Below are 11,838 nucleotides of genomic sequence, written 5' to 3'. Positions count from 1 at the left end.
ACGCGTTCATGTCAGCAGCTCAGAACAACAAACCCCAACACACCCCAATGATGCAACAGTACCTTAAGATCAAGGGTCAACACCCGGATGAGCTGGTGTTCTACCGCATGGGGGACTTTTACGAGCTGTTCTATGACGACGCCAAGAAAGCCGCAGAGCTAATGGACATTACCCTCACTGCACGAGGCCAGTCCGGCGGCAACCCAATCCCCATGGCAGGTATTCCGTTTCACGCATCCGAGGGATACATTGCACGGCTGGTCAGAGCGGGTCAATCCATAGCTATCTGTGAACAAATCGGCGACCCGGCAACCAGTAAAGGCCCGGTTGATCGCCAAGTGGTCAGAATTGTTACCCCCGGCACTTTGAGCGATGACGCCTATCTGGAAGACCGCCGCGACAACCTGCTGACGGCCATATTCCACCACCGGGAGCAGTTCGGCTTTGCGTCACTGGATATCTCCAGTGGGCGCTTTGTGGTTTCAGAGCTGGAAAGCTTGGAAGCCCTGCAGGGAGAGCTGCAGCGATTGCGGCCAGCAGAAATCCTTATCAGTGAAGACTTTCCTTTTGAGGAAGTGTTGACGGGTTTTACCGGCATTCGTCGTCAGGGGCCTTGGCTGTTTGAAGGCGATACAGCTCGCCGGGTAATCACCCAGCAATTACAGGTTCGAGACCTCACCGGCTTTGGCTGTGAAGATCTCAACCTGGCCATTTGTGCCGCCGGCTGCCTTCTGCAGTACGCAAAAGAAACCCAGCGCACCGCCCTGCCTCACATTCGTAAGCTGACCCGGGAGCTGCGCGATGAGGCGGTGATTCTGGATGCCGCCAGCCGCCGAAACTTGGAAATAGACGTAAACCTCATGGGCGGCCAACAACATACTCTGGCCTGGGTGATGGACCGAACCGCAACGTCTATGGGCGGCCGGGAGTTACGGCGCTGGCTGAACCGCCCACTGCGGAATGTGAATGTGGTGCAACAGCGCCAGCAAGCGGTATCAGCACTGCTTGAGGGCTTCCATTACGAACCGGTACATGGCCTTTTAAAAACCGTGGGCGACATTGAGCGTGTACTGGCCCGTGTGGCACTGCGTTCAGCTCGCCCGAGAGATTTGGCACGCCTACGGGATGCTTTTATAGCTCTGCCCGAACTTCAGCAAACCCTCAAGCCAGTCAACTCACCCCACATCGCCGAATTGGCCACAGTGATTGACGAATACCCCGAGCTGGCAGATATGCTGGAAAGGGCAATTATCGACAATCCACCGGTTGTGATTCGTGAAGGCGGCGTGATCCGTGAGGGTTTCGATGAACAGTTAGATGACCTGCGCAACATCAGTGAAAACGCCGGCCAATACCTGCTGGATGTAGAAACCCGCGAGCGTGAGCGCACCGGCATCAGCACCTTGAAGGTTGGCTACAACCGGGTACATGGCTACTACATTGAAATCAGCCGGGCGCAATCTGCTCAGGCGCCAGTGGATTATATTCGTCGCCAAACCCTGAAAAACGCTGAACGGTTTATTACGCCCGAACTGAAAGAATTCGAAGACAAAGCCCTAAGCGCCAAAAGCCGGGCGCTAGCAAGAGAGAAAGCCCTTTACGACGAAGTGCTAGAAACGGTGGCCGAACAACTTGCGCCACTGCAGGATGCCGCTCAAGCATTGGCACAGCTGGATGTGATCAGCAACTTTGCCGAGCGTGCCTCTACACTGCGTTTTGCCGCGCCTGAGTTTCGTGACTCTCCGGGGTTCGATATTGAAGATGGGCGGCACCCGGTAGTGGAACAGCTCCTTGATGAACCTTTCGTACCCAACAATCTGGTGATGGATACCCAACGCCGAATGCTGGTTATTACCGGTCCGAACATGGGTGGTAAATCCACCTATATGCGCCAAGTAGCTCTGATCGCCCTACTCGCCTACACCGGGAGTTTCGTGCCTGCAAACCGTGCCGTACTAGGGCCGGTGGATCGCATTTTCACCCGCATGGGGTCATCAGACGACATTGCCGGTGGGCGCTCTACTTTTATGGTAGAAATGACAGAGACTGCAAACATTCTGCACAATGCCACTGAGTTCAGTTTGGTTCTTATGGACGAAGTAGGCCGAGGCACCAGTACGTTCGATGGTTTGTCTCTGGCTTGGGCCACCGCAGAGCACATGGCGAAGGAGATTCGCTGCTACACACTGTTCGCCACGCACTATTTTGAGCTCACACAACTGGCGGACGACCTTGAGCACGCGGTAAATGTACACCTGACCGCAACCGAGCACGACGACAGCATTGTATTTCTGCACAACGTACACGAAGGTCCTGCCAGCCAAAGCTACGGCCTACAGGTAGCAAAACTGGCCGGTGTACCACAAAACGTTATACGTAACGCCAAAACTCAACTGGCGCAATTGGAAGGTAGTGCGGCGACCGCCACTCCCGTGCATACATCGATAGCTGAGCCACACCAAAAGCAGCCGGCAGCATCCAGCCAGGCGGTTTACCAGAGTGATATGTTTTCCAGTGCAGAGCCGAGCGCCGTGGAAGACGCACTTCAAGATCTCGATCTAGACGAACTATCACCCAGAGAAGCCATGAATCGGCTTTACGAATTGAAGGGATTATTGAAAAACTGACAGGAAGTTGACCTGGGTAATAAGGTTATAGCAGCCAAACGCTTGCGGCTACGAGGGCTGCTCCCTACAATATCGCCCATTAAAATATAACCATGGAGCTGACAATTAGCTCCAGATGAGATTGACCACTGGACCAGGGATTTGATTATGGCGTTTATCGTTACCGATAACTGCATCAAGTGCAAACACACAGACTGTGTGGAAGTCTGCCCAGTAGACTGTTTTTACGAGGGGCCGAACTTTTTGGTAATCGACCCAGACGAGTGTATCGACTGCGCATTGTGCGAGCCGGAATGCCCGGTTGAAGCTATTTTCTCAGAAGACGAGCTGCCAGCAGATCAAGAGCAGTATGTAGAAATTAACGCCGATCTGGCGGGCAAATGGCCAAACATTACCGAGAAAAAAGATGCGCCGGCAGATGCCGCTGAATGGGACGGTGTTCCTAACAAGCTGCAGTATCTGGAGAGGTAATTTCAGCAAGCTTGGCGCTATCGCCTAAGCCAGAATGCTAAAAGGGAAGCCTATATCGGCTTCCCTTTTTTAATCTACCTGGCCCAGCTAGCCTGCCTACTCAATAACAGCGAGCAGCCACTAGGATTCTAGCGCTTTGGATTCTAAAACTTTGCGCGCCGCCGCGGATTTATAAAAGCCTGACAACCGCCGTCGCACAAGGGCCTCGATATAACCCTCCTCCTGAAGCACGTCAATGAGCGGGATGGCCCAAGCATCGATTTCCGCCATAATCACCTCACGAGTGACCCCTACGTCGCCGAGCAGATCGGTAAGCGGCCGATCGCCATATTTCACAAAAAGATGCGCAACCACAGCCTGAGCACAGCCTTCAAAGTAGGCGGTTTTTCGGAACTGCAGCCAGAATTCGTAACCAAGCACCACAAACTCCTGCAGTTCAACGTCTCCCAGCCCTTCGTGCAGTTGCGCGATCGTTTTATCTTCAACGGCCACCCAGGCCGCCATCACCGTATCCCGTACTTCGTCATCGGAAAGCGCCCGCTGAAGAAACTGCTCACTGCGGCCAATCAGCCCTGGCAAACTGTCTGAAAGCCAAGCCTTGAAGCGGCGCTCAAACGTTTCATCCAGCCCCGGAACAGCCTTATTGGCCATACGTTTGCCAAACTTCATCATGGAGCCAACGCCGGGTACTGACTTAGTAATCAGATTGTCTTCGTAGAGGTAATTGACCACCCCCTGATAAACCACGTTTGAAATCAACTCCTGGTAAACCGGGTGCGCCATAATCTCGCTAATCACCTGTTCGCGCTGGTGCCTCAGCTCAAGCAATTCTTCTACAAAACCTGTGGCCTGCTCACGGGTAACTATTTCACCCAGGGCTGTCGTCGCTTGAACTGGGGCGTTCAGCACCTCGGCGGCCATCTCGCCCGCCAGTTCCGGTATCCCCGCATCCAGCTCCATGTTCACAACAACACGCTGAATGGTCTCCATCACCTGGCCTTCTGAAGCAAGGCGATTCAATGTAAGACTACCCGCGTGATCAAGAAGTTCATCCGCCTCTTGTTTCAGAAATTTGCGCAGCTTGGCGCCTTTCAGCGAGGCCACTTCATGCTTTACATGCAGCTCAAGTAGTTGATTGGCTGAATCATTTTTTTTACTGGTCATGGTGTTGGTAGCCGCGTTTGTAGAGATTTACTGATAGTCGTTAAAACTGTGAGATTCCGACGCCAGCGCCAGGCATAAACTACCTGGGCCAACATAAATACTGCTGGTAATACCCATCTGCGAAAGCAATAGTTCAACACCGTTGCGCTCGCAGGCACTTTTGAGCTGATTCAAACCAGGCAACTCTTCGATTTCGGCCCAAGTTAAGCCGCAGGATAAGCTTACATAGGGAGTTAGTAGTCCAGCCTCAACTCGGGCAGCGGCATAGCTCATAACCTTTTCCACCGCCATATCAAAGCTGCGGGTCTTTGCCACTGGCTGACCTTCCACGCCCTGACCGAAAATCACAGGTGTGATGTTTAAAGCCTTACCCAGAAACGCCGACATTGCCGACACACTCTTATCGCCCCGTCGCCTGGCGCGCTCGCGAATGTAGTGGAGATCCCGGGGAATGATGCATGTGTATATTTTATCTGAAAACTTCTCCACTTCGTTGCGCAACGCATTTTTGGAAAGCTTTTGGTCGATTAGCCGAAGCGTATGAGCCGCCAGCAAACCCTGCCCTGCGAAGATCTGTTTGCTATCAATCACGCGCATGGAAAACTTGCCTTCACGGCCCGACGCGGCACGCGCCTGTTCGTGATTGGCCATCACGCTATTCATGGCTTCCGTAGCATTCTGGTAAATCAGGCTACGGGTACGGGTGACCGTCTCACAGACCGCCACGTCGAACTGGGGAACAATTTTCTCAATGAACAGGTCGTATATTTGCTCGGTGGTAAAGGCTTGAGTTTCTGCGTGTCGCCCTTTCTCTAAAAGCCCACTCTGATAAAACTCCTGAGTTCTTACCGGGTCGTGATCATCAATGTAGGTCTCCCCATCAATAACCGCCGTAATGGGGAGAATAAACAAGTCGTGTTTGCGACTGAACTCGAAAGGTAGATCACACGCCGAATCGACGATCAGACCAACTCGCATACTGGGCCTCCAGTTTTGGGCCGCTGTCAGAAAAGGAAGCGCGCTTTATTGTAATCACGCAATTAAGGTTCAATTTTACATACCCTGCACCGGATTTCCGTACACCCCGGGTTATACGACAGCTGTCTCAGGATCCAGCTCACGGAGGTTTTTCTCCAGAAGCGCTCGGTTATCCTGCTGCCACGGGTGGAAGCCTTTACGAAAGTACGCCAGAAAGTCAGGCATACACCTTCGCAAAATACCGGGTTTACCCCACAGGAAACTGAGGCCTCCAAGCCAGGTGCGAAGGCTCCAAAGCTTGCCATCGGTTTTCAGCAAACTGCAGGTGTTCAAGAAGGTGTATTTGAAGAAATTCCAGGTCACAAACAGGAAAATAATCCGCCGTAAGCGCTCGTTACCAACGCACTCCCGGTACACATCAAACGCCACCGATTTGTGCTCGGTTTCTTCTATAGCATGCCAGCGCCAGAGCTTTGCCATAACAGGCGTTGCGCCTTCCAGCCACTCTGGGTGGCTCAGAATGGCATTGGCTAGCACTGCAGTGTAATGCTCGGCGCCGCAAGTGCCGGCCAGTTGACGGCTAGGCGACAGCTTTCCAACCCATTCCATATGCTTGCGAAATCGGCGATCCAATCGTTCAACGTCATAACCCCGTGCTTTCAGCGCCTCGTTGTAGGCTTTGTGCTCACGGCTGTGCAACGCTTCTTGCCCGATAAATCCACGAATTTCGGCTTTTAGTTTGGGGTCATCAACCCTATCCTGATATAGCCGAACCGCATTGATAAATTGCTGTTCACCGTCTGGAAACTGAAGCGACAGCGCATTGAAGAATGCTGTCCGGAAAGCATCATCACTATGCCAGAGCGTTTTCAGCTCTTCGCTGCCATCAAAGCGAAGGGACCGCGGTTTAACGGACACACCCAGGGGAGTGGAGCTAACGGTCATGACTGCCTCCTGTTTTTATTATGGCTTTCGAACGGCGAACAAAAAATCACCAGCACCGCCAGTTTAGTCATGAGAACGAGAGGGAAGGAAGGGAATACTCAGGAAAACGGACAGATTGTCACAAAATGACATATCGCCAGTAGTGGGTCGAGAGAGGAATGAAAACGGCTGGCAAAAAAAAGGGAGGCTTTTTGCCTCCCAAGGACACACAGGGTGTGGATTGCCTCCGGGCAAGCCGGAAACAATCAATTCAGTGCTTGTCAGCCTCTTCTGCACCCGGAGCTTCAGGGTCTGCAGTAAAGCCAAGCAACTTCGTTCGTTCAATCAACAAATAAAGAACCACACCGGTCGCCAACCCCCAGCCAGCGCCATAAACTGCCAGCACCACACCCATGGTGCCGGCAATGCCCCGCTCGGTGTTATTCTCCAACTGCTCCAGACCAACCATCAAACAAATGTAACCGGTCAACAGCAGAGTCAGAGACAGTGCAATGGGTAACACCGGCTGGAAAAAGCTCACCAGCGGCAAAACAAACAGAGCTATGAATCCGGTGACCCAGAACGTACCACCTCCGCTATAGATAGAATCCATGGCGTTGCGACCATACTTATAACGCTCGGCCATGGTAGCGGTTACTGCTGTCCAGATCGGACCGGCCAAGCCAGGGTACGGAGCAAAGAAGGCATGACCGCCGTTCCGGATTGCGGTTACCAAATGCGCACGATCGATGCTGTTATCAATGTTTTCGTCTTTACGAAGATGATCCACGCGATTCATCAGGGACTGGCCCACCACGATATCCCCGAAAGCAATAACGTAGGCGATTACCGCCGTTGGAATAGCGTAGAGAAATACTTCGGCATCCGGAAAACCCACAGAAAACGGAAGATAGTTCCACAACTCGTCAAAAGCAGGCTTAGTAATACCCCACTGCACATCTGGCACGTCATATTCGCCGGTAGCGAAGCCCACCAGAATGGCCACAATCATACCCGGCACCATCCCATAATTGGCGATTTTGCGCGCGATGGAGCTACTCTCGACAAATCCTTTGAACGACACTGAGAACATTAGATACAGACAAACCAGGCCGCCGACAATCAAGGAAATCGGCGTATTGGCAAGGCGACCACCTGCCTCAATTTCCCCCATCAGCGCTGCAATACCCGCACCAATAATAATGCCCCCCTTCATGGATCGCGGTATCACGTCTACCAGCTTGCTTCCAAGACGTGTCACTCCAAGTAAAAGGAAAATGACAAACACCAAAAACTGCAATGCGAACATCGCCTGTATAGCCTCGGGGCCAGGCTCAAAATCACTCAAAAACAGCAGTACCACAGGAATACCCGGCGTAATCCAGCCAGGAACAAGGGGCACACCTAACAGCGCGGGCAGCAAGAAACCAATGCCACAGATCACCACATAGGCCAGCGCCACGTCGTAAGGCACACCCAGATAGGTTTCCAATAGCGGAATCATGGCCAGGCTAACCACAAACATGATTAACCCTTGAACCATCTCCGCAAATTCCCAGCGGTAATGAACAAAAGGAAGCCGGATCTTAAAAGGACCAGCTGGCCAGAAAGGCTGCTCTTCCCCTTTCTTACGTTGGAATATTTGCATAATAGCGTCTCCTGCACTCGCCAGCGGCGAATGCCAATCATGTTGTTTTTGTGAGGGTATTCGGCAGCACCGGGACGGGTGCTGCCGGTCAGGGAATCAGTCCAGTTCTTTGGCTTGGTCCCTTAATACGAACTTCTGGATTTTACCCGTGGAGGTTTTGGGCAACTCCGAGAAAACAACAGTCTTGGGCACCTTGAATCGAGCCAGATGCTCACGACAGAAGCTGATGATATCTTCTTCGCTTACATCGCCTGCTTCCGGCTTGAGGGTTACAAATGCACAAGGCGTTTCGCCCCACTTTTCATCAGGTCGTGCCACAACGGCCGCTTCCAGAATGGAAGGATGTCGATAAAGCGTGTCCTCAACCTCAATAGTAGATATGTTCTCGCCACCAGAGATGATGATGTCCTTCAGACGGTCTTTGATTTCCATGTAGCCATCTTCATGCATCACCGCCAGATCCCCAGTGTGGAACCAGCCGCCACGGAAAGCTTCTTCGGTGGCTTTCGGGTTTTTCAGATACCCCTTCATCACCGTATTGCCACGCAGGAAGATTTCGCCGATGGTTTTGCCATCTTTGGGGACGGCCTCCATGGTATTCGGATCACCCACCATGGTGCCTGCGAGGGTGTGGTAGCGCACGCCCTGGCGGGCTTTGATCTTGGCACGATCATCCAACGGCAACTCGTCCCACTCGGATTTCCATGCGCAAACGGTTACCGGGCCATAAACTTCCGTCAAGCCATATACGTGCGTCACCTTAATGCCCATCTCCTCAACAGCACCAATCACCTGAGCCGGGGGAGCCGCACCTGCGGTCATAGAGCGGACTTCGTGATCAATACCGGCCTTGGACTCAGGTGGCACATTCAGCAGCGCGTTCAGCACAATGGGCGCACCGCACATGTGGGTAACCTGGTGTTCTTTGATCAACCGCAAGATTTTCTCCGGATCTACCCGGCGCAGGCAAACGTGAGTGCCCGCCATAGCCGTAATCGTCCAGGGAAAACACCAGCCGTTACAGTGGAACATTGGCAGCGTCCACAGATACACCGGATGCATTCCCATCGACCAAACGGCTTGGTTACCCAGCGAATTGATATAAGCACCGCGATGGTGATACACCACACCTTTAGGATTGCCGGTGGTTCCGGAGGTATAGTTCAGTGATATGGCATCCCATTCACTTTCCGGGAAACTCCACTGGAATTGAGGATCGCCTTCCTTCAGAAACGCTTCGTAGTCCAAGTCGCTAACCTGAACACCCTCGCCGTATTCCGGATCATCCACATCAATAACCAGTGGCTTGTTTTCCATACGGCTGACGGCATCGCGAACCACCTCGCCGAATTCGCGATCGGCAATCACTGCCTTGGCTTCGCCATGCTCAAACATGAAAGCAATGGCTTCTGCATCCAGGCGCACGTTCAGCGTATTTAGCACTGCGCCAATCATCGGCACACCGAAATGGCACTCCACCATAGCCGGAATATTGGGCAACATAGCAGCCACAGTATCGCCTCGGCCTATGCCCCGCCCTTTCAGCGCAGACGCCAGACGCCGTGACCGGTCGTAGGTTTGCGACCAGTTGTAACGGATGGCCCCATGAATAATGGAGGGGGAATCCGGGTACACGCTGGCGGTACGTTCGATGAAATCAATCGGGGATTGAACGGCATAATTGGCATCAACGGGCGCAAGGCCCTGATCGAAGATCGAGGTCATTGAGTATTCCTCTTGTGAGCCTGTTGTTTTTGTGGTGTATTCAGCAAATGAGTAAAGTGACTATGCTTTCATATGACCGGAATGGTATTTAATAGCACAGTGACTAGAAATTACACCAACGTATTATAGTATAATTACTATACTTCAAACTTTACAAAAGATTCTGTCCTACTATGGGTTTTAGCTTGTCAGACGCAGACCCGCAACCTAGCGTGATCCTAGACAACTCGGCACACACTCTGCGGAGCAATCAGGCTGCGGAAACATTGTGGATGGCAAACAACCTGCAAGGCCCCTCCAGCTTACTCCCGCCAAATGTGAAGGCACTGGTGAACGCTGCTTTAAATCAGGCCCGGGCCATCGAGGATGTGGAAGCTCGAATCAACACCGTCATACTCATGTGGACATTTATTCCTTGCCCACAAACCGGCCAAGTGCTGGCCCGTAGCCGGGATGCCACACACGATATACTGACACACGAGCAGGCTGTTCGGTCGAACCGGCTCTATCGCTTGATTACAGAAAACACCACCGACCTTATTTCACGACACGCACCAGATGGGCGCTTTATTGATGCCACGCCGGCATCATGGCGCCTGCTAGGATACTGGCCGGAGGAACTTCGGGGAAAACGCCTGGAGGATATTTTCCACAGTGATAACGCCGCCCAGCAGTTGATTGAGGCTCATAATTTACTGAGAGACGACGGCTACGCCACCATGACTTTGGATATAAGCCATCGTGATGGCAGTAAACGATGGTTTGAGATCGCAAGCCGGGCAATCAGAGAAACGTACACAGGTGCGGTGATTGAGGTAGTTAGCGTATCCAGGGACATCACGGCCAGGGTGGCCTCGGAAGAAAATAGCCGCAGGCTGGCCGATGAACTTGCACGAACCTCAAGGCTGGCCACGCTTGGCGAACTCGCTTCAAGCATTGCCCACGAAATGAACCAGCCGCTGGCAACCATCGTCAATTTTGCCAGCGCCAGCCAGCGCTACCTTAAAAGTGCGACAAAGAAACCAGAGCACTTAGAGCGTGTCGGCGATGGCCTCCAAAAAGTTATCCATCATGCCAATCGCGCTTCAGAAGTCATCCGACGCCTGCGCTCCTTCCTCCGCAAGGGCCAGAAGCGCTCGGCAGCAGTTTCGCTAAACCAGACTCTCACCACTGTCGCCCAGTTATGCCAATGGGAAGCCGACAAAAACCAGGTGGAGATTATCTGTGCATCCACCACTTGCGCTCCAACCATCACTGCAGATCCGGTGTTGTTGGAACAGGTACTCATCAACCTGATCCGCAACGGTATCGAAGCAAACGTGGAGGCGCGCAGTTCTCACGCAGGTAGCGCAGGCTCTTGCCTGGTTCTTTCAACCTCTGTAAACAACAAGGGAGAAACGCTGATTGAAGTCGTGGATGAAGGCCCGGGCCTTGATGATCAGGGCATACGCCAGATGTTTCAGCCGTTTTATACCAACAGGCCTCAAGGGCTGGGCTTAGGGCTGTCAATGAGCCGCTCCATTATAGAAGGTTTTGGTGGCTTTCTGGATGCCCAGCCCGCTTCTACCGGCGGCTTGAAGCTGATCTGCCGCTTCCCGGCCGCTCTTGCGACCAAACCTGAACCAAGCACGGAGATTTCACCCGATGAGTGACCAACCTGCCCCGGATACCACCACCGTTTACATTGTGGACGACGACGCAGGCATGTTGGAATCCACCCAGTGGTTGCTGGAATCAGTCGGTTTGAATGTGCAAGCGTACAGCGATGGCCGCAAGTTTCTTGATGCCTTGGGAGATAGTCGGGGCGGCTGTGTTGTGCTGGATGTCCGAATGCCAGGCCTTGGCGGCCTCAACGTACAAGAAGAACTACAAAAGCGAAGCATTGAACTGCCGATTATCTTTGTGTCTGGCCATGCGGATGTACCCATCGTGGTGCGCGCATTTAAATCCGGCGCCTTTGATTTCATTGAAAAACCGTTCAATGAGCAGCTCCTTCTGGACAGCGTGCAGCAGGCATTGGAAGCTAGGCAGCAATCCAACCATCTGCAATTAGGCGACGAGAAGACAGGCGCACTTATCGCGACCCTTACGCGCCGAGAACGGGATGTGTTTCTGCCAATGGCGTTAGGTTACACAAGTCGGGAAATTGCCGACCAGCTGAGCATTAGCGTTAAGACCATTGACCTATACCGGGCCCGGGTGATGAAGCGTTTAGGGGCAGAAAAACTACCCGATGTGACTGGCATAGCTATTGCAGCCGGCCTGGTGGACGCGCTGAACCTGCGCGCTGAGCCCTGAGCG

The 11,838-nt window shown here is 52.9% G+C and carries 9 protein-coding genes; 4 read left to right on the top strand and 5 right to left on the bottom strand.

All coding sequences use genetic code 11. The features are described from left to right. Positions 1-8: 8 nt before the first annotated feature. Positions 9-2,627, top strand: a complete 2,619-nt coding sequence (gene mutS / locus ACTHYN_RS04910) for a DNA mismatch repair protein MutS (RefSeq protein ID WP_441811357.1) — start codon at positions 9-11, stop codon at positions 2,625-2,627. A 147-nt stretch (positions 2,628-2,774) separates the two neighbouring features. Beyond that, entirely contained in the window at positions 2,775-3,098 is a 324-nt protein-coding gene (fdxA, locus tag ACTHYN_RS04905; protein ID WP_441810240.1) for a ferredoxin FdxA, read from the top strand. Between the two features lie 120 nt (positions 3,099-3,218). Here fdxA and ACTHYN_RS04900 read toward each other — a convergent pair whose 3' ends face one another. The 5 genes from ACTHYN_RS04900 to ACTHYN_RS04880 all read right to left on the bottom strand — a co-directional run bounded on the left by ACTHYN_RS04900 (position 3,219) and on the right by ACTHYN_RS04880 (position 9,537). Next, positions 3,219-4,262, bottom strand: coding sequence for a hypothetical protein (locus ACTHYN_RS04900; protein WP_441810241.1), 1,044 nt, complete (start codon positions 4,260-4,262; stop codon positions 3,219-3,221). A gap of 27 nt (positions 4,263-4,289) precedes the next feature. Then, positions 4,290-5,240 carry a DegV family protein gene (locus tag ACTHYN_RS04895; protein WP_441810242.1) on the bottom strand — a complete coding sequence of 317 codons (951 nt, stop codon included), beginning with the start codon at positions 5,238-5,240 and terminating at the stop codon, positions 4,290-4,292. A gap of 111 nt (positions 5,241-5,351) precedes the next feature. Further along, positions 5,352-6,185, bottom strand: a complete 834-nt coding sequence (locus tag ACTHYN_RS04890; protein WP_441811355.1) for a metal-dependent hydrolase — start codon at positions 6,183-6,185, stop codon at positions 5,352-5,354. Between the two features lie 250 nt (positions 6,186-6,435). Next, positions 6,436-7,812 (bottom strand): solute carrier family 23 protein, encoded by a 1,377-nt coding sequence (locus tag ACTHYN_RS04885; protein WP_441811354.1) that lies wholly within the window; start codon positions 7,810-7,812, stop codon positions 6,436-6,438. A gap of 96 nt (positions 7,813-7,908) precedes the next feature. Next, on the bottom strand, positions 7,909-9,537 hold the full coding sequence (locus tag ACTHYN_RS04880; RefSeq protein ID WP_441808128.1) for an acyl-CoA synthetase: 1,629 nt from the start codon (positions 9,535-9,537) through the stop codon (positions 7,909-7,911). A 173-nt stretch (positions 9,538-9,710) separates the two neighbouring features. On the opposite strand from ACTHYN_RS04880, the gene ACTHYN_RS04875 reads away from it, so the two are divergent. Together ACTHYN_RS04875 and ACTHYN_RS04870 are read left to right on the top strand one after the other, a co-directional pair. Continuing rightward, positions 9,711-11,189 carry a PAS domain-containing sensor histidine kinase gene (locus ACTHYN_RS04875; protein WP_441811353.1) on the top strand — a complete coding sequence of 493 codons (1,479 nt, stop codon included), beginning with the start codon at positions 9,711-9,713 and terminating at the stop codon, positions 11,187-11,189. Further along, positions 11,182-11,835 carry a response regulator transcription factor gene (locus ACTHYN_RS04870; protein WP_441808130.1) on the top strand — a complete coding sequence of 218 codons (654 nt, stop codon included), beginning with the start codon at positions 11,182-11,184 and terminating at the stop codon, positions 11,833-11,835. Before ACTHYN_RS04875 ends, ACTHYN_RS04870 begins: the two co-directional genes overlap by 8 nt. The last annotated feature ends 3 nt before the right edge of the window (positions 11,836-11,838 follow it).

The sequence above is a fragment of the Marinobacter sp. genome (assembly GCF_052091845.1).
In the GTDB taxonomy this organism is placed as follows: Bacteria; Pseudomonadota; Gammaproteobacteria; order Pseudomonadales; family Oleiphilaceae; genus Marinobacter.
The sequence above is the reverse complement of the archived record's forward strand: the minus strand, read 5'-3'. Positions and strand labels throughout refer to the sequence as shown.

Bases quoted from the DNA above. Each gene is read 5' to 3' on its own strand.
- mutS (WP_441811357.1), top strand. From the start codon at position 9: ATGTCAGCAGCTCAGAACAACAAACCCCAACACACCCCAATGATGCAA.
- ACTHYN_RS04880 (WP_441808128.1), bottom strand. From the start codon at position 9,537: ATGACCTCGATCTTCGATCAGGGCCTTGCGCCCGTTGATGCCAATTAT.
- ACTHYN_RS04890 (WP_441811355.1), bottom strand. From the start codon at position 6,185: ATGACCGTTAGCTCCACTCCCCTGGGTGTGTCCGTTAAACCGCGGTCC.
- ACTHYN_RS04875 (WP_441811353.1), top strand. From the start codon at position 9,711: ATGGGTTTTAGCTTGTCAGACGCAGACCCGCAACCTAGCGTGATCCTA.
- ACTHYN_RS04900 (WP_441810241.1), bottom strand. From the start codon at position 4,262: ATGACCAGTAAAAAAAATGATTCAGCCAATCAACTACTTGAGCTGCAT.
- fdxA (WP_441810240.1), top strand. From the start codon at position 2,775: ATGGCGTTTATCGTTACCGATAACTGCATCAAGTGCAAACACACAGAC.
- ACTHYN_RS04895 (WP_441810242.1), bottom strand. From the start codon at position 5,240: ATGCGAGTTGGTCTGATCGTCGATTCGGCGTGTGATCTACCTTTCGAG.
- ACTHYN_RS04870 (WP_441808130.1), top strand. From the start codon at position 11,182: ATGAGTGACCAACCTGCCCCGGATACCACCACCGTTTACATTGTGGAC.
- ACTHYN_RS04885 (WP_441811354.1), bottom strand. From the start codon at position 7,812: ATGCAAATATTCCAACGTAAGAAAGGGGAAGAGCAGCCTTTCTGGCCA.